Raw genomic sequence first — 16,642 nt, 5'->3', positions numbered from 1 at the left:
CGTCAGCATGTTGATGACCCGTGGCCAAGGCGCCTGCCTGGTAGCGGCCGCGAGCCTTCTTTTCGCAGCCCCGTACGTCGCGGCGCAGGAGAACGCCGCCGCCGCCCGGCGGGTCGTACTGCTTGATGCCAACGACCCGGCCGTCATGGTGGTCGCCCACCGCGGCTGCTGGCGAGAAGCCGCCGAGAACGCCCTGTCGGCGATCGAGGCTTGTGTCCGCATGGGTGTCGATATGGTCGAACTGGACGTTCGCCTGACCCGCGATGGGGCGTTGGTCCTGATGCACGACGACACTGTCGACCGGACCACCGACGGCACCGGTCGGGTATCTGAACTAGCTCTAGCCGAGATTCGGGGCCTGCGGCTGAGGGCGGGAGCCGGCGGGCCCACGGCTGCGTTGACCGATGAGCGACCCCCGACCTTCGCCGAAGCGATCGAGGCGGCGCGCGGTCGTGTTCTGGTTAACCTGGACGCCAAGGCGGATGTCTATGACGCCGCCTTCGCCGAGCTCGAGCGCCTCGGTGCGATCGACCTGATCCTCATGAAGCGCCGCGTGGGCATCGGCGAGGCGTCGCTTGCGAGCCAGCCGCCATTCGATCAGGTTCTGGCCATGCCGATCCTCGATCAGGCGGCAGGACCGGCGGACGCGATCCTGGCCGAACAGGCCCTCGGGTCCCCCGTGGCGGTCGAGTTGATCTTCGCCGACCTGGCCTGGCTGGACGACACGGCTCCGCTCGTTGAGGCGATGGCCGCGCGAGTCTGGGTCAATACGCTCAACCCCGGCCTAGCGGCGGGGCTGGTCGATGCCGACGCCGTGCGTTCGCCCGATGAGGTCTGGGGCCGCCTGATCGAACGCGGCGTCGACATGATCCAGACGGACGCCCCACAAGAGCTCCTCACATATCTGCAGAGCCGGAGATTGAAGGATTCAGCAGAGCCGCGCTGACGCTGCTTCCGAGTTCGGTCGGAAAAGCCAATAGAAGACGCTGCCTGTAGAGGTCGTGTTGTCGCCAAACGGAGGATGTCTGTTATTGGCGCACAGGTGCCGCGAGGGGTGTAGCTTCGGCATGGGGCCTCGATCCTAGGAGGTGGCCATGGGCCAGCCCGATCTATTCCGCACGCCCCGTAAGCCTTGGAACGCTGGCCGACTGACCGGCGCGAAAGCACCGTTGAAGCCGAAACATATCTGGGCCATCCGCCAGCATTTCAGATCGGTCGGTGCCGTTCGTGATCTGGCGATGTTCAATGTGGCCTTGGATGCTAAGCTCAGGGGCTGTGATCTCGTCAAGCTGAAGATCGCTGACGTGGCCCGAGCTGGGGTTATTCGGCAGCGTTCGACGATCGTTCAGCAGAAGACCGGGCGACCGGTGCCATTCGAGATCACGGAGCCGGCGCGAGATGCGCTCGCAAACTGGCTCGAGGTACGAGGAGGACTGTCGAACGACTGGTTGTTCCCAAGCCGCAGCCGCGCCGGCCAGCACATCGGCACGAGGCAATACGCCCGTCTCGTTGATCGGTGGGTCCGCATCATCGACCTCAACCCAAGCGCCTACGGCACTCACAGCCTCAGACGAACCAAGGTGGCGTTGATCTACAAGAAGACGGGCAATCTCCGCGCCTGCCAGCTGCTTCTCGGCCATGGGAAGCTCGAAAGCACAGTCAGATACCTCGGCATTGAGGTCGACGACGCGCTTGAGATTTCCGAACAGATCGACCTTTGACGCCAGGTGGGTCTGCGCAAAGCGGACCCACCAAAGGTCCCTGAGGGGTGGATAGCGGACACAGGTTTCCACGCGCATAATGGAGGAATGCATGCCTCACACCCCAAGCTGTTCAAAGAAACCGCGCTCCCAGCGACATCTCGTATTCTGAGTTCGTCACGGTTGGTAGCGGTGACGGCCTCGGTTTTTTTGGCATCCTGCACATCACCCTCGCGACCCGAGACCCGAGTGGCGGAGGTCTGCCTAGGCAGCAATGACGAGGCCAGGCGGGTCGTCGAGAAGATACGCGCCATCACCGATAGATATGGCCTAGCATACTACGATGACAGCCAGAAAACCGCTTCTTCCTATGCCGCTTTTAGAGAATACGATCCTACCTTTTATTATGCAGAACCAGTCATTAATGTCACTTTTCGTGGAAAGAGTGACGATGTAATCGTAGGCAACCTGCTCCCGCGTGACCGGGTGGTCGTAATTGGTTTCTCTCGTAGCGCTGATAGTTTGTCTTATGATGAAATTGAGCGAGAAATCATCGATGCAATCTCAAAGGAGTGGACAGTCGTAGAACTTGGAGAGGGCGTAGGGGCGACTGGTGATCAATGTGCATGACCGCCCCGTCGTGTTCGGAGGCTGACTAGCCTGAATGTCGTCTATGGGTCGGGAACCGCCAATGAGGTCCTGCCCGGAAGCAGACATGCCCACCGGCGGTCAGGGGTGGTTAGTCGTCGTTGCGTCAGACCGCTGAAGCGTGTCCTCTTAGGCTCCGGGCTAGCAGGCCAAGGGATGCGAAAATGTTAGCGGTGAGGTCAGCCAAGACGAGCGATCTGGAGGCGTTGATTGATCTTAATGCTGTGGTCCAATCCCTACACGCCACGCTGGAGCCTGCGCAGTTCTTGACGCAAGCCGATCGCGACGGTGTAGCTGCATTGTTCTCCGCAACGCTTGAGAAGGAGCCCGACGCCATTCTAGTGGCCGAGATTGACGGTGCCCTTGTGGGCTATGTCTGGCTCGAAGTTCAGGAACGCCCGGCCACACTTTTCTCTCCGCCGCGCACGCGCGCATACGTCCATCACTTGGCGGTCCATGAGGGCGCTCGTCGGTTAGGGGCGGGGTCAGCGTTGATGCGCGCCGCCGAGTCTGAAAGTAGGGCGCGCGGCGTGAGGCGCATGGTTCTGGACGCCTGGGCGACAAACGAAGGTGCGCAGCACTTCTTCCAAGCCGAAGGGTTTGTCCCTTTCAACATCGTCTTGGAAAAAGCCCTAGAATAGGTCCTTAGCGGAGACCGGCCTCAGGCCGAGGTCCGCGAAACAGACCTTGGCAGGCGCTCTGAATGTCGCCTTTTCGGCTGTGTGCGGACGACCGCTTCTGGCGCAAAGCGGACCTAAGCGAACCTGGATCGCAACGTCCTCGGGCGAGCAGATCAGTCCCATCCGCTCTGCAAAAACGCCCCTCAGGAGCGCTAATTTTCCCCCCGATGTGCCGCTTTAGAGCGCCTGTGATAGATTATTGTTTCTCTCGTCTGGGTCCCATACGGGTCCCAGAGCCACCTGATCGATGGAGCTTCGACAGCAAGTGATTGAAAGAATGGCGCGCCCGGAACGATTCGAACGTCCGACCCTCAGATTCGTAGTCTGATGCTCTATCCAGCTGAGCTACGGGCGCGCACAGGCCTTGACGGCGAGGGCGGGTATCTAGCGGGTCGGTTCGGCGGGCGCAACCCGGTTTTCGGAGCCTGTTCGTCTCCGGGCCTTGGCGCGGTGGGCCGGGCGGCCTAGGTCGGGGATGGCTCTCCCGCTCGCCGGACCCTGGACCTCATGTCGACACGCCTGCAGACCCGCCTCCTTGCCATCGTCCTGGCTCTCGGCCTCGCCGCCTGCCAGACCAAGACGCCGCAGCTTCCCGCCCGGGCCGGCGCCGGGTCCGGCGCGCCGGCTGCTTCCGCGGCTCCGCCGGCGCGCGGTCCGTTCGTCTCCGCCGCCAATCCGCTGGCCGTCCAGGCGGGGCTGGATGTGCTGGGCCGGGGTGGGTCGGCGGTCGATGCCGCCGTGGCCGTGCAGGCCGTGCTCGGCCTGGTCGAGCCCCAGTCCTCCGGCCTGGGCGGCGGGGCCTTCCTCATGCATTTCGACGCCGCGAAGGGGGAGACCGTCGTTTATGACGGGCGCGAGACCGCCCCGGCAGCCGCCACGCCCGAGCTGTTCTTCCACGACGGCCGGCCCCTGAGTTTCCCCGACGCGGTCCTCAGCGGCCGTTCGACCGGCGTGCCCGGCGCGGTCGCGGCCCTGGCCATGGCGCAGGACGAACACGGTGCCCTGGAGTGGTCCGACCTGTTCGGCGAGGCCGAGCGCCTGGCTCGGGACGGCTTCGTCGTCAGCCCGCGTCTCGCCGGCATGATCGCCCTGACGCGCGGCCAGGCGCGGACGCAATGGGCCGACGCCTATTTCACCAAGGCCGACGGCGCCCGCTATGTGGCGGGCGACGTGCTGCGGAACCCGGCGTATGCCGAGACCGTGGCCACCCTGGCACGCGACGGGATCGCCGCCTTCCGCTCGGGGCCGATCGCCCAGGCCATGGTCGAGGCTGTGCAGGCCGAGCCCCGTCCCGGGTCGCTGAGCCTGGCCGATCTGGCGGCCTATCGCCCGATCAAGCGCGATGCGCTGTGCCGACCCTTCCGGGTCTATGTCGTCTGCGTGCCGCCTCCGCCATCCAGCGGCGTGGCGTTGTTGCAGTTGCTCGCCATGGCCGAGGCACCCATCGTCGCTGACGAGCTCGCCCAGGGCGAGACGAGCGCGGAGGCCTGGATCGCCTTCGCTCAGATCCAGCGGCTGATGTATGCCGACCGCGACCGATATGTCGGCGACCCCGCCTTCGTCGGCGTGCCCGTGGCCGGGCTGCTGGACGAGGACTATGTCGCCGCCCGCGCGGCCCTGGCCACCGGCCTGAGCGGCGCGGCCCCGGCCGGCACGCCCCCCGGTGGGGTCTTCCGCGCGCCCGACGCCACGACCGAGCCTTCGGGCACCAGCCATTTCGTCATCGTCGACGCCCGGGGCAACGCCGTCTCCATGACCACGACGGTCGAGAGCATTTTTGGCTCGGGCCGAATGGCGGCGGGCTTCTTTCTGAACAACCAGCTGACGGATTTTTCGTTCACGCCGACGCGGCCGGACGGGGGCGAGGCGGCCAATGCCGTGGCACCCGGCAAGCGGCCCCGGTCGTCGATGTCTCCCGTGATCATTCTGGACCGGGACGGCCGACTGGTCGGGGCAGTAGGATCCCCCGGGGGGCCTTCGATCCTGGCCTATAACGCCAAGGTCCTGATCGGAACCCTGGTCTGGGGTCTGCCGATGCAGGCGGCGATCGACCTGCCCAATCTTGTCGCGCGGGGCGGGGGCTTCGGGGCCGATACGGCGCGGTTCGGACCGACCCTGGCCCAGCAACTGGCGGCGGGCGGGGTTGTGCTGGCACCGAACCAGTCCGAGACCTCGGGCCTGCACGGGGGCCTGTGGCGACAGGGGCCCGGCGGCTGGGCCTGGGACGGCGGCGCCGACGACCGGCGCGAGGGCGTGGCGCGGACGCGTTGACGGAAGGACAAAGCCGCTTCGTCGAGCCGCGCTCCGTTTCGTGCTAGGCTCAGAGGCATGGAAGTCCGTGAGACCGTGGCCGTCTGGACAGATCGCGAGCCGACGCTCGACGAGGAACTGCGCGCGCTGGGAGAGGAGGACGTCGTCGAAATGGCCTACCTCCCGCCCGAGTGGACCGGCGTCCTCGCCCACATCTTCATCTCCACGGCGCTGGGTCAGCATGGACCGCGCGTGAAGGTCTACCTGAAGAAGGGTCGACATCAGCCTAGCGCGTCGATCTCCATCGGCCCTGATCCGCGCGTCCTGGCCAGCAGCCTCGACGAGCGGGAACTGGCCCGGGTGGCTCCGGCCGCCCTTCAGTGGGTCGCCCTGAACCACGAGGCCCTGACCACCTTCTGGTTCGACGGCGACGATCTGAACATCGCCGACGTCGCCGATTTCGGCCGGAGCCTGAGGTCGGTCTGATCTCTACCGCAGCGCCAGCGTCACCTGCTTTATCTCGACGTATTCGTCGATGCCGTGGGTCGAGCCTTCGCGGCCGTAGCCGGATTGCTTGATCCCGCCGAAGGGGGCGACCGCCGTCGACATCAGGCCGGTGTTGACGCCGATCATGCCGGCCTCGATCCGACGTCCGATCCGCATCGCGCGGTCCAGGTCGCGCGTGAAGACGTAGGAGGCCAGGCCGAACGGGCTGTCGTTGGCCTTCTCGAGGCATTCGTCCTCGGTCTCGAACGGGAAGACGGGGATCAGGGGCCCGAACGTCTCCTCCTCGCGGAACAGGGCGTCGTCGCCGCCCAGGGTCACCGTGGGCTGGAAGAAGCGACCGCCCAGTGCATGCCGTTCGCCGCCGGTCAGGACCTTGGCCCCGGACGCCACGACCCGCTTAAGGTGGTCCTCGACCTTGTCGATCGCCTTGTCCTCGATCAGCGGGCCGACCTTGACGCCGTCCTCGAAGGCCGGACCGACCGGGATACCGGCCACCGCTTCGGCCAGCTTGTTCGCATAGGCTTCCGCGACCGAGGCCTGGACATAGACCCGGTTGGGACAGACGCAGGTTTGGCCCGAGTTTCTGAACTTGCCCTTGATGGTCTCCGCCACCGCCAGGTCCAGATCGGCGTCCTCGAACACCATCAGGGGGGCCGCGCCCCCCAGCTCCATCGACAGCCGCTTCAGGGTCGGAGCGCACTGTTCCGCCAGCTTGCGGCCCACCGGCGTCGATCCGGTGAAGCTGAGCTTGCGGATCAGGGGCGAAGCCGTCAGCACCCCACCGATGGTCGCGGCGTCGCCGGTGACGACGCTCAATACGCTCTTCGGCAGGCCCGCCCTGTAGGCCAGTTCCACCAGGGCGATGGCGGTGAAGGGGGTCTGGCTCGCCGGCTTGACCACGGCGGTGCAACCTGCGGCGAGCGCCGGGCCCAGCTTTCGCGTCAGCATGGCGGCGGGGAAGTTCCACGGCGTGATCAGGGCGCAGGGGCCCACCGCCTGGCGGAAGGTGACGATGACATGGCCCAGCGGGCTGTCCTGGGTGTCGCCCAGCAGGCGCTCGGCCTCGCCGGCGAACCATTTCAGGAAGCTGTTGGCATAGACCGCCTCGCCCCGCGCCTCCTCGAACGGCTTGCCATTCTCCAGCGCCATCAGGCCGCCCAGCCCGTCCAGGTTTTCGTCGATCAGCCGCGCCCATTCCCGCAGAAAGGCCGCACGCTTGTGCGGATCGGTCCGCGACCAGTGCGGAAAGGCGTCGTGCGCGGCCTGGACCGCGCGCTCGGTCTCGGCCACGCCCAGGTCGGGCACATGGCCGATGATCTCGCCGGTGGCCGGATCGTCGACCGCGATGCGCTTGTCGCCGGTCACGGCCTCTCCGGCGATCAGGGCGTGCTCGCGCAGGAGCTTGAGGCCGGCGTCGCGGGCGGCGGTGTTCATGGGGTGTCTCCGCATGCGTTTCTCCCTCCCCGTTCGGGGAGGGTGGTCGAAGCGAAGCGTAGACCGGGTGGGGAGGGCAAGGCGAGACAGACTGAGCTCTTCGCCGTACCGCCTTGCCGCCCCCACCCGGCCGCTTCGCGGCCTGCCCTCCCCAGAAGGGGAGGGAGAGACGATAACGCGTCAGCGGACGTTTGGCCTCACTGGCAGGCCAGGCACTCGTCGTAGTCTGTGCGGGCCGCAGAGAACAGGTCCGGCTGGTTCGGATCGGGCTCGGCCGCCTCGGCCTTGTCCTCCGCCCCGGCGAAGGCGGCGCGTTGCACCGACTTGGAGCGCAGGTAATACAGCGACTTCACGCCGGTCTCCCACGCCTTCCAGTGCAGCATGTGCAGGTCCCACTTGTTCACGTCGCCGGGGATGAACAGGTTGATCGACTGGGCCTGGCAGATGTCGGCCGACCGATCCGCCGACAGTTCGATGACCCACCTCTGATCCAACTCGAAGGCGGTCTTGTAGATTCCCTTCTCGTCCTCGCTCAGGAAGTCCAGGTGCTGGACCGAGCCCTCGTGCTCCAGGATCGAGGACCACACGCCGTCGGTGTTCTTGCCGTATCCCTCGAGCAGTTGCTCCAGATACGGGTTCTTGACCGCGAACGAGCCCGACAGGGTCTTGTGGGTATAGATGTTGGCCGGGATCGGCTCGATGCCGGCGCTGGTGCCGCCGCAGATGATCGAGATCGAGGCCGTCGGCGCGATGGCCAGCTTGTGGCTGAACCGCTCCATGACGCCGCGCTCGGCCGCGTCCTCGCACGGGCCCTTCTCCTCGGCCAGAAGGCGGCTCGCCTTGTCGGCCTCGCGGCGCAGGTGCTTGAACAGCCGCATGTTCCACGACTTGGCCATGGCGCTCTCGAACGCCACGCCCTGGGCCTGCAGGAAGGAGTGGAAGCCCATCAAACCGAGGCCCACCGACCGTTCGCGCTTGGCTGAATAGACGGCGGCGGCCATCTCCGGCGGGGCGCGGGTGATGAAGTCCTCCAGGACGTTGTCCAGGAAGCGCATCACGTCCTCGATGAAGCGCGGCTCCTCGCGCCACTCCAGGAACTTCTCGGCGTTGACCGACGAGAGGCAGCAGACCGCGGTGCGGTCGATGCCCAGGTGGTCCGGGCCGGTGTGCAGCATGATCTCGCTGCACAGGTTCGACTGCTTGACCTTCAGCCCCAGGTCCTTCTGGTGCTGCGGCATCTGCCGGTTCACCGTGTCGGAGAAGATCAGATAGGGCTCGCCGGTCTGCAGGCGAATCTCCAGGATCTTCTGCCAGAGGCTCCGGGCGTCGACGAGCTTCAGCACCTCGTCATTCTTGGGCGAACGCAGTCCGAACGTCGCGCCCGCCTTCACCGCCTCCATGAACTCGTCGGTGATATTGATGCCGTGGTGCAGGTTCAGGGACTTCCTGTTGAAGTCGCCCGAGGGTTTGCGGATTTCCAGGAACTCCTCGATCTCCGGGTGGTGGACGTCGAGGTACACCGCCGCCGAGCCCCGGCGCAGCGACCCTTGCGAAATCGCCAGCGTCAGCGAATCCATCACGCGGATGAAGGGGATGATGCCCGAGGTTTGGCCCGCGCCCTTCACCTTCTCGCCGATGGAGCGGACCCCGCCCCAATAGGTGCCGATGCCGCCGCCGTTCGACGCCAGCGACACGTTCTCGTTCCAGACGCGCTGGATCCCGTCCAGGCTGTCGGCGACCGAGTTCAAAAAGCAGCTGATCGGCAGGCCGCGGTTGGCCCCGCCGTTCGACAGGACCGGCGTCGAGGGCATGAACCACAGCCTGGACATATAGTCATAGACGCGCTGGGCGTGGCCAGCGTCGTCGGCATAGGCCGTGGACACCCGGGCGAACATGTCCTGATAGCTCTCGCCCGCCAGCAGATAGCGGTCCTCCAGCGTCTTCTTGCCGAAGTCGGTCAGCAGGTCGTCGCGCGAGCGGTCCAGTTCGAGCGAGCGCACCACCGTCAGGTGGGGCCTTTCGGTCGTCGGGGCGGTCGCAACCGACTGGATTTCCACCGTCTTCAACGCTTCACCGCCAGCCATGGTCGTCTGTATCCCGAACAAAATCTCGATTGAGCCGCCTGCGCCTGGACCACATCATCTTGTGGCCAAGGCACTCCCCAAGCCCACATATGGGGCGCAGATGGTGAACGACCCGTCAACGCCTTGACGGCGAGTTTTGTGCGCGAATCACGTCAGGCCGGGGGATGAGCCTGTTGAAAAGGCGCGACGCCGTTACGACGCCAGCCACCCCCGCCGGATCAACAAGCCGTGATCGGGAGGCGACGCCCGGCTCGACCTTCTGCCGTCGCCCCCATCCGGAGAATTCACTAGGTCGCGCGACGCGCGCGGCGTTAACTATCGCACTTGCTGACCTTGGGAGGTCGTCATGCTCAGTCTACTCCTCGCCGCTGTCATCGCCGCTCCCGGCCCCCAGGCCGTCCAGGCGACGCTGCAGTCCTGCGCCATGGAGGGGGGCCGCTGGGTCTGTCGCTATGCCGTTCCCGATATCGAGATCGTGCCCTTGCCGGGCAATGACGTCGTGGCCGACGCGCCCGCCGCCATCCTGGGCGTCCGCCCGGCCGATGTGCCGTCGACGGGCGAAGTCGCCCCGCCCGCCGTCACCGTCCCTACGACCGCCGCGGCGGAGCGCCGCACGGTCCCCCTCGACGCCGGCATCCTGACCGAGCGCGAACAGCGCCTGGTCGCCCGCTGCGCCGATGCGCCCTGGTATGCGGTGTGCCTTCCCGACGACCGCCGCGCCGCCCGCACGCTGAAGGAGAAGCAAGACGCCTTCCTCGCCGTCCGCTCGGCCGTCACCGCCCGTCTCGCCACCCAGGATTGCGACGGCGCCGTCAAGGCCGCGCTCGACGGCGGCTACCTCGACCTGGCCGGCCAGGCGCGCGGCTTCTGCTCCGCCGCCGACTAACGCACCGCGTCCATCTCGCCCACGATCCGGGCGGCGGCCATGACCGGGTCGTCCGCCGCGATGATCGGCCGCGCCACCACCAGATGCGTCGCCCCGGCCTTCAGCGCCTCGGATGGCGTCGCCACCCGCTGCTGGTCGCCCCGGTCCTCGCCCGCCGGCCGCACCCCCGGCGTCACGATCAGGAAGTCCGGTCGTCCGGCCTCGATCGCGATCTCGCGCGCCCGCGCCGCCTCCAGCGGGCTCGACACCACGCCGTCGACGCCGCAGTCCAGCGCCTGGCGGACCCGCGCCTCCACCAGTTCTGCCGCCCGGGTGGAATAGCCGATCTCGCGCAGGTCCTCATCCGACAGGCTGGTCATGACGGTGACGGCCAGCACCTTCGTCGCCCGGTCGCCCCGACCCTTGACGGCGGCCCGCATCACCTGGGGTTCGGCATGGACGGTCAGCAGGTCGCACCCGCCTTCGGCCACCGACCGGGCCGCCCCTTCGACCTGGGCCCCGATGTCGTGCAGCTTCCAGTCCTGGAACACGGCCTTGCCCTGATCGCGCAGCCGATGGGCGAACGCGACGCCGCCGGGTCGTGCGAGCAGCGTCAGGCCGACCTTGTAGAACTCGACCCCCTCGCCCAGCCGCACGACCAGCGCCTCGGCCGCCTCCACCGAGGGCAGATCCAGCCCGACGATCAGCCGGGGGTCGGAAGCGAGGGGCGAGGTCATCGACGATCTCCGGCCGACCGGCTAGACGGTCGGAGGATTCAAATGGGGAATCGGGGTCTCGGGGACCGGCCATGAACGCGCTCGATCTTGGGGTCAATCTGTTCGTGGCCCTGTTCGCCCTGCTCGACCCCATCGGCAATATCCCGATTTTCGCGGCGGCGACCGCCGGGGCCACTGCGCGCCAGCGGTTCTCGGTCTCCATCCTGCTGTGCCTGTTCATCGCCGCCTTCCTGGCCTTCTTCTTCTTCACCGGCCTGTGGCTCTTGCAGTTCTTCGGCATCTCGCTGGCGGCCTTCCGCATCGCGGGCGGCATCCTGCTCCTGCTGCTCGGGCTCGACATGACGCGCGGCGACTTTCTCACCATGTTCGCCGACAAGGACGCCCTGGCCGACGCCCAGGATGTGCGTGGCTATGCCCAGCGCCGCTTCAAGCGGCTGATCGTGCCCTTCGCCATGCCGCTCCTGATCGGGCCCGGCGCCATCTCGACCATCATCATCCAGGCGGGAGAGGCGCAAGCGATCGGCTATGCTGGCACCATCGCCGGAGTCGCTGCCATCGGTGCCGCGTCCCTCGCCACCCTCGTCACCTTCGCCGCCACGGGTCCGATCAGCCGCGTGCTGGGCGACGTCGGCATGGCCATCGTTGTGCGGGTGCTGGGCCTGATCCTGTGCGCCCTGGCCATCCAGTTCATCCTGGCGGGCCTCGGCGAAGCCATCCCCGGCATGTTCGCCTCCGGCGTCACCGCCCCCTATCCGGCCGGGGGGCACTGAGACAGTAGGTCTTAGGGCTTAGTGAGTAGGGCTTAGTGAGGAAGGCTCATCTGCTCACGGCTGCGCCCTAAGCCCTAAGCCCTACCTTCTATATCCGCCCCAACCGCCTCGCGTGCCCCGCTACTATCCGCAAGGCCACGTCATCCGGCAGCAGCTTGCCCAGCGCCGCCAGCACATTGTTCGCTAATCCCGGCGTCACCCTCGGCCGATCCGCCTCGCAGGAGTCATGGGCGACCCGCGCCACATGGTCCGCCGTCTGCCACATCCAGGCGGGATAGGCGCTCGACACCTGTTCCCTCGACCCGTTCACGTCGTGGAACTCGGTCAGCGTGTAGCCGGGACACAGGGCGGTGACGTGCACGCCCGTGCCGCGCGTCTCCAGCCACAGGCCCTGCGAAGCCTTGATCAGGAAGCTCTTGATCGGCCCGTACAGGGTGTCGCCGCCGGTCGCCGGCATCTGTCCGGCCAGGGAGGCGACGTTGATCACCCGCCCGAACCCCCGCTCGACCATGCCGGGCAGGACCAGACGCGACAGGGCCACGGGCGCGCTCAGCATCACCCGGATCATCGCCGCATGCGCCTGCGGCTCTGTGGCCAGAAAGCCGGTGGTGCGCGAAAAGCCCGCGTTGTTGATCAGCCCATCGACCGTCAGGCCCCGCGCCGCGATCTCTTCGATCAGCCGCTCAGGCGCGTCCTCCTCCGACAGGTCTGCCGCGATCACCGCCGCATCCACGCCGTGCGCGGCCCGGATTTCGGCCGCCAGCGCCTGCATCGCCGCTTCGCGCCGCGCGGTCAGGATCAGGTCCCAGCCCTTTTCCGCATAGACCCGCGCCAGGGCCACCCCGATGCCGGCCGAGGCCCCGGTGATCAGCACGCGCCGCCGCATCAGGCCGGCGCGGCCTCCGCCGCCCGGATGGCTTCGCTGCACGACCCGTGGATCACGACCCCGGCCAGCGCCGGCGCATTGTCCGCCAGCAGGTCGGCGATGGTGATCTTGGCCAGGGCGTCGGACGCCGCCTGGTCGGCCAAGGTCAGGACCTTGCCCACCTGTCGCGGGATATGCTCTCCGATCGGACACCCCTTGGCCCCGGCGGGCGGCGAGCCCAGATGGGCGCAGCCGTTCACGGCCTTCAGCACCTCGTCCAGCCGGATGTCCTCGGGCCGTCGCAACAGCCACGATCCCCCGGACGCGCCGGGACGCGTGGCGATCAGCCCGGCCTTGGCCAGCAGGGCGGTGACGCGGCGAATGACCACCGGATTGGTCGGCACCGAGGCCGCCAGAACGGCGCTGGCCGCCGCGTGGCCGGGATCGTACGCCCCTTTGTGGGCCAGATAGGCCAGGGCGTGGGCGGCGACGGGAAAGCGTTGGCTGTCTGACATTGTCCTCGGGTTCCAGTCGTCAAGGTAGGGCTCGCGTGACGGATTCACAAATGCCCCGCCACGACGCCTTGAACGAAACTCCCGGGCCGCGATTGAAAGCCCCGCGCAATGGGCCTAAAGGCGCTCGGCTTTGATGGGCCCGCGCACGGCGGGGCCCGGAGGATACTCATGGCAGGGGACCCATCTCCCCCTTCTTCTGGCCCAGGCGAAGGCGCTCCCCCCGCCCCGCCGAACCAGAACCCGGACGCCTCCCCTGCGCCCGAGGGCACCGGCGGTCACGGCCATGCCGCCAGGACCGGCAAGACGGCGCTCATCATCGGGGCCATCGGCGTGGTGTTCGGCGACATCGGCACCAGCCCGCTCTATGCGATGCGCGAGGCCCTGCATCATTCGCGCAGCGGCGGCACGGCCGAGCTGGCCGTGCTGGGCGTCGTCTCGCTGGTCTTCTGGGCCCTGATCCTGGTGGTGACGATCAAATACGTCGTCTTCCTGATGCGTGTGGACAACAAGGGCGAGGGCGGCACCCTGGCTCTGATGGCCCTGGCCCAGCACGCGGTCGGAAGGCGCAGCGCGGCCATCTTCGTGCTCGGCGTCTGCGGCGCGGCCCTGTTCTACGGCGACGGCGTCATCACCCCCGCCATCTCGGTGCTCTCGGCGATCGAGGGGCTCAAGGACGCGCCGGGCATCGGGCCGTCCCTGACGCCCTTCGTCCTGCCCATCGCGGCGGGCATACTGATCGCCCTGTTCATGATCCAGTCGCGCGGCACCGGCTCGATGGCGCGCTATTTCGGGCCGCTGACGCTGGGCTGGTTCCTGATCCTGGCGGCGCTCGGCGTCTATCACATCTTCGACGACATCTCGATCCTGCGGGCCCTGTCGCCGCACTACGGCGTGGTCTTCCTGCTCGACAACGGCTTCCTCGGCTTCGTCATCCTGGGCAGCGTCTTTCTGGCCGTCACGGGGGCCGAGGCCCTCTATGCCGACATGGGCCATTTCGGAAAAAGCCCGATCCGCGCCGGCTGGCTGTGGGTCGTCCTGCCCTGTCTGACGCTGAACTATCTGGGTCAGGGCGCCTTCGTGCTGGCCAACCGTGGCGCGGCCGAGAATCCGTTCTGGATGATGGTGCCCCAGTTCGCCTATTGGCCCGTCCTGATCATGGCCACGCTCGCTACCGTCATCGCCAGCCAGGCGGTCATCACCGGGGCCTTTTCGGTGACGCAACAGGCTGTCCAGCTGGGCCTTCTGCCGCGCATGTCGATCCTCAACACCTCCGAGAGCCAGGCCGGCCAGATCTATGTCCCGGCGGTCAACTCCCTGCTGATGGTCGGGGTGCTGGCCCTCCTGGTGACTTTCCAGACCTCCTCGGCGCTCGCGGCCGCCTATGGCATCGCCGTGACCGGCTCCATGTTCGTCGACAGCCTGCTGGCCTGGTTCATCGTCCGCCATCTGTGGAAATGGTCCCTGCCGCTCAGCCTCGCGGCCATCTCGCCGCTTGTGGCCATCGACCTGGTCTTCATGACCTCGAACATGCTGAAGATCCCGCAGGGGGCCTGGATGCCGCTGGTGCTGGGCGCCGGCCTCGTCACCATCATGTGGACCTGGACGCGCGGGTCCCAGATCCTGACCGCCAAGGCCAAGAAGGACAGCCTGCCCCTGGTCGATCTGATCGAGATGCTGCGCGCCCGCCCGCCCCACCGCGCCCCGGGCACGGCGGTCTTTTTGACCTCCGACCCCGACGTCGCGCCCGTCGCCCTCATGCACAACCTCAAGCACAACAAGGTGCTGCACCAGAAGAACGTGATCCTGACGGTCAAGACACTGGATCGCCCCCGCGTGCCCGAGAGCGAGCGGTTCGTGATGGAGCCCATCAATGAGGACTTCAAGAAGATCACCCTCAGCTACGGCTTCATGGAAAGCCCCGTGGTCCCGCGCGCGCTCAGCCTGTGCCGCAAGCAGGGTCTGAAGTTCGACATCATGTCGACCAGCTTCTTCCTGGGTCGCCGCTCGGTGGTGCCGGCCTCCAACCAGGGCATGCCCCTGTGGCAGGACAAGCTGTACATCTTCCTGATGCGCAACGCCGCCAACCCCACCGACTTCTTCCACATCCCGCCCGGGCGCGTGGTCGAGCTCGGCACCCAGGTGTCGGTTTGACGGGAGGGTCGAGGGTCGAGGGTCGAGGGTCGAAAGGCCAGCACTCCGGCGCGCGCGGTCGCCGCATCGCGGAGAAGTCGCGGCCGCCCAAGCCTGACGTTGCTTCCTCGACCCTTGCCCCTCGACCCTCGACCCTCGATGCCGACATCGGCGTCGAGGCCCGCGTCGCCGCCGGGATCCTGCTGAACGCCGCGCTGGAGCGTCGCAATGGCCTGGACGAGGCCATGGTCCTGCCCGAGGTCGCCGCCCTGCCGGGGCCCGACCGCGCCTTCGCCCGCGCCGTCGCCATGGCCGCCCTGCGCCGGCTCGGCGAGATCGACCACATCCTGAACCAGCGGCTGAAGAAGTCCCCGCCCGAGGCCGTCCGCACCCTGATGCGCGTGTCGCTGGCCCAGACGCTTGTGCTCGGCACCCCCGCCTTCGCCGCCGTTTCGACCGCCGTCAAACTGGCCGAGCGGGGCGTCAAGACGCGGCCCTACAAGGCCCTGGTCAACGCGGTCCTGCGCGGGATCGAGCGCGAGGGCCCCGGCCTGACCACCGCCCGCTCCAACCTGCCCGACTGGATCGCCGCCCGCTGGGCCCAGGCCTATGGCGAGGCGACGCTGGAGGCCATCGCGCTCGCCGCCCGCGAGGAGCCGCCGACCGATCTCAGCCTGAAGCCCGGCGTCGATGCCGCCGCCCTGGCCGAGGCTTTGGACGGCACCGTCCTGCCCGGCGGCACCGTCCGCGCCGGCTCGCGCGGCGACCTGACGGCCTGGCCCGGCTACGACACCGGCGACTGGTGGGTCCAGGACGCCGCCGCCGCCGTCCCCGTTCGCTTGCTGGCCCCCAAGGCCGGCGAGACGGCGCTGGACCTTTGCGCCGCGCCCGGCGGAAAGACACTCCAGATCGCCGCCTCGGGCGCGACCGTCACCGCCCTCGATCGCTCCGAACCCCGCCTGCGCCGCCTGCGTCAGAACCTCGAACGCACCGGCCTCGCCGCCGAGGTCGTCGTCGCCAATGGCGAAGAGTGGGACGACCCGCGAACCTTCGACGCCGTCCTGCTGGATGCCCCCTGCACCGCCACAGGGACGCTGCGCCGCAATCCCGAGGTGCTGCGCGCCACTAAACCGGCCGAGGTCGCCAAACTGGCTGACGTCCAGCACCGCCTGCTGGACGCCGCCGCCCTGCGCGTCGCACCGGGCGGCCGCCTCGTCTATTGCGTCTGCTCGCTGGAGCGGGAGGAGGGCGAGACCCAGGTCATTGCCTTCCTGCGCCGCAACCCCGCCTTCCGCACCGCCCCCGCGGACCCGGTCGCCGTCGGCGCCCCGCCCGAGGCCCTGACGCCCGAGGGTTGGCTTCGCATTCTGCCGTCCATGTGGCCCGAACACGGCAGCCTCGACGGCTTCTTCGTCGCAAGGCTGGAGCGGGTCCTCTGAAATCCTCCCCCATTGGGG

Annotated in this window: 15 protein-coding genes and 1 tRNA gene; 10 read left to right on the top strand and 6 right to left on the bottom strand. The window is 67.7% G+C overall.

What is annotated here, in order from left to right; translation table 11 throughout:
• Positions 1–7: 7 nt before the first annotated feature.
• The 4 genes from ABN401_RS14605 to ABN401_RS14590 all read left to right on the top strand — a co-directional run bounded on the left by ABN401_RS14605 (position 8) and on the right by ABN401_RS14590 (position 2,989).
• On the top strand, positions 8–946 hold the full coding sequence (locus ABN401_RS14605; protein ID WP_349685601.1) for a glycerophosphodiester phosphodiesterase family protein: 939 nt from the start codon (positions 8–10) through the stop codon (positions 944–946).
• 148 nt (positions 947–1,094) lie between these two features.
• Entirely contained in the window at positions 1,095–1,721 is a 627-nt protein-coding gene (locus ABN401_RS14600) for a tyrosine-type recombinase/integrase (RefSeq protein WP_349685600.1), read from the top strand.
• A gap of 228 nt (positions 1,722–1,949) precedes the next feature.
• Complete coding sequence (locus ABN401_RS14595) at positions 1,950–2,330, top strand: hypothetical protein (protein ID WP_349685599.1); 381 nt, start codon at positions 1,950–1,952, stop codon at positions 2,328–2,330.
• A gap of 191 nt (positions 2,331–2,521) precedes the next feature.
• The gene (locus ABN401_RS14590; RefSeq protein WP_349685598.1) at positions 2,522–2,989 is read left to right on the top strand and encodes a GNAT family N-acetyltransferase; all 468 of its coding nucleotides are present in this window, start codon (positions 2,522–2,524) and stop codon (positions 2,987–2,989) included.
• Between the two features lie 317 nt (positions 2,990–3,306).
• Here ABN401_RS14590 and ABN401_RS14585 read toward each other — a convergent pair.
• Positions 3,307–3,383, bottom strand: a tRNA-Arg gene (locus tag ABN401_RS14585).
• A 152-nt stretch (positions 3,384–3,535) separates the two neighbouring features.
• Here ABN401_RS14585 and ABN401_RS14580 point away from each other — a divergent pair.
• On the top strand, positions 3,536–5,299 hold the full coding sequence (locus ABN401_RS14580) for a gamma-glutamyltransferase family protein (protein ID WP_349685597.1): 1,764 nt from the start codon (positions 3,536–3,538) through the stop codon (positions 5,297–5,299).
• Positions 5,300–5,356: 57 nt separating this feature from the next.
• Complete coding sequence (locus tag ABN401_RS14575; RefSeq protein ID WP_349685596.1) at positions 5,357–5,764, top strand: hypothetical protein; 408 nt, start codon at positions 5,357–5,359, stop codon at positions 5,762–5,764.
• A gap of 3 nt (positions 5,765–5,767) precedes the next feature.
• Here ABN401_RS14575 and ABN401_RS14570 read toward each other — a convergent pair whose 3' ends face one another.
• On the bottom strand, positions 5,768–7,219 hold the full coding sequence (locus ABN401_RS14570; RefSeq protein ID WP_349685595.1) for an NAD-dependent succinate-semialdehyde dehydrogenase: 1,452 nt from the start codon (positions 7,217–7,219) through the stop codon (positions 5,768–5,770).
• A gap of 197 nt (positions 7,220–7,416) precedes the next feature.
• Complete coding sequence (locus ABN401_RS14565; protein WP_349685594.1) at positions 7,417–9,303, bottom strand: ribonucleoside-diphosphate reductase subunit alpha; 1,887 nt, start codon at positions 9,301–9,303, stop codon at positions 7,417–7,419.
• Positions 9,304–9,649: 346 nt separating this feature from the next.
• Here ABN401_RS14565 and ABN401_RS14560 point away from each other — a divergent pair, with 346 nt between their 5' ends.
• Complete coding sequence (locus ABN401_RS14560; RefSeq protein WP_349685593.1) at positions 9,650–10,189, top strand: hypothetical protein; 540 nt, start codon at positions 9,650–9,652, stop codon at positions 10,187–10,189.
• On the opposite strand, the gene pyrF is transcribed toward ABN401_RS14560, so the two are convergent.
• Positions 10,186–10,905: an orotidine-5'-phosphate decarboxylase gene (pyrF, locus tag ABN401_RS14555; RefSeq protein WP_349685592.1), complete on the bottom strand. Its 720-nt coding sequence runs from the start codon at positions 10,903–10,905 to the stop codon at positions 10,186–10,188. The two genes, ABN401_RS14560 and pyrF, sit on opposite strands and share 4 nt — an antisense overlap.
• Before the next feature lie 71 nt (positions 10,906–10,976).
• On the opposite strand from pyrF, the gene ABN401_RS14550 reads away from it, so the two are divergent.
• Positions 10,977–11,675 carry a MarC family protein gene (locus ABN401_RS14550; protein ID WP_349685591.1) on the top strand — a complete coding sequence of 233 codons (699 nt, stop codon included), beginning with the start codon at positions 10,977–10,979 and terminating at the stop codon, positions 11,673–11,675.
• An 88-nt stretch (positions 11,676–11,763) separates the two neighbouring features.
• Here the strand turns inward: ABN401_RS14550 and ABN401_RS14545 are convergent, their stop codons facing one another.
• A complete protein-coding gene (locus tag ABN401_RS14545; RefSeq protein WP_432763567.1) occupies positions 11,764–12,561 on the bottom strand; it encodes an SDR family NAD(P)-dependent oxidoreductase in 798 nt (265 codons plus the stop codon).
• Positions 12,561–13,055 carry an Rrf2 family transcriptional regulator gene (locus tag ABN401_RS14540; protein WP_349685590.1) on the bottom strand — a complete coding sequence of 165 codons (495 nt, stop codon included), beginning with the start codon at positions 13,053–13,055 and terminating at the stop codon, positions 12,561–12,563. Before ABN401_RS14540 ends, ABN401_RS14545 begins: the two co-directional genes overlap by 1 nt.
• 168 nt (positions 13,056–13,223) lie before the next feature.
• On the opposite strand from ABN401_RS14540, the gene ABN401_RS14535 reads away from it, so the two are divergent.
• Together ABN401_RS14535 and ABN401_RS14530 are read left to right on the top strand one after the other, a co-directional pair.
• Entirely contained in the window at positions 13,224–15,206 is a 1,983-nt protein-coding gene (locus ABN401_RS14535) for a potassium transporter Kup (RefSeq protein ID WP_349685589.1), read from the top strand.
• Positions 15,203–16,624, top strand: a complete 1,422-nt coding sequence (locus ABN401_RS14530) for an RsmB/NOP family class I SAM-dependent RNA methyltransferase (protein ID WP_349685588.1) — start codon at positions 15,203–15,205, stop codon at positions 16,622–16,624. Before ABN401_RS14535 ends, ABN401_RS14530 begins: the two co-directional genes overlap by 4 nt.
• The last annotated feature ends 18 nt before the right edge of the window (positions 16,625–16,642 follow it).

It is taken from the genome of Brevundimonas aurifodinae, from assembly GCF_040195595.1.
Lineage (GTDB): Bacteria > Pseudomonadota > Alphaproteobacteria > Caulobacterales > Caulobacteraceae > Brevundimonas > Brevundimonas aurifodinae.
This window is presented reverse-complemented; position numbering and strand designations above follow the sequence as displayed.

Excerpts from the sequence above, each read along its gene's own strand:
- ABN401_RS14605 (WP_349685601.1), top strand. The coding sequence starts at position 8 with ATGTTGATGACCCGTGGCCAAGGCGCCTGCCTGGTAGCGGCCGCGAGC.
- ABN401_RS14600 (WP_349685600.1), top strand. The coding sequence starts at position 1,095 with ATGGGCCAGCCCGATCTATTCCGCACGCCCCGTAAGCCTTGGAACGCT.
- ABN401_RS14580 (WP_349685597.1), top strand. The coding sequence starts at position 3,536 with ATGTCGACACGCCTGCAGACCCGCCTCCTTGCCATCGTCCTGGCTCTC.
- ABN401_RS14575 (WP_349685596.1), top strand. The coding sequence starts at position 5,357 with ATGGAAGTCCGTGAGACCGTGGCCGTCTGGACAGATCGCGAGCCGACG.
- ABN401_RS14570 (WP_349685595.1), bottom strand. The coding sequence starts at position 7,219 with ATGAACACCGCCGCCCGCGACGCCGGCCTCAAGCTCCTGCGCGAGCAC.
- ABN401_RS14565 (WP_349685594.1), bottom strand. The coding sequence starts at position 9,303 with ATGGCTGGCGGTGAAGCGTTGAAGACGGTGGAAATCCAGTCGGTTGCG.
- ABN401_RS14560 (WP_349685593.1), top strand. The coding sequence starts at position 9,650 with ATGCTCAGTCTACTCCTCGCCGCTGTCATCGCCGCTCCCGGCCCCCAG.
- pyrF (WP_349685592.1), bottom strand. The coding sequence starts at position 10,905 with ATGACCTCGCCCCTCGCTTCCGACCCCCGGCTGATCGTCGGGCTGGAT.
- ABN401_RS14550 (WP_349685591.1), top strand. The coding sequence starts at position 10,977 with ATGAACGCGCTCGATCTTGGGGTCAATCTGTTCGTGGCCCTGTTCGCC.
- ABN401_RS14545 (WP_432763567.1), bottom strand. The coding sequence starts at position 12,561 with ATGCGGCGGCGCGTGCTGATCACCGGGGCCTCGGCCGGCATCGGGGTG.
- ABN401_RS14540 (WP_349685590.1), bottom strand. The coding sequence starts at position 13,055 with ATGTCAGACAGCCAACGCTTTCCCGTCGCCGCCCACGCCCTGGCCTAT.
- ABN401_RS14535 (WP_349685589.1), top strand. The coding sequence starts at position 13,224 with ATGGCAGGGGACCCATCTCCCCCTTCTTCTGGCCCAGGCGAAGGCGCT.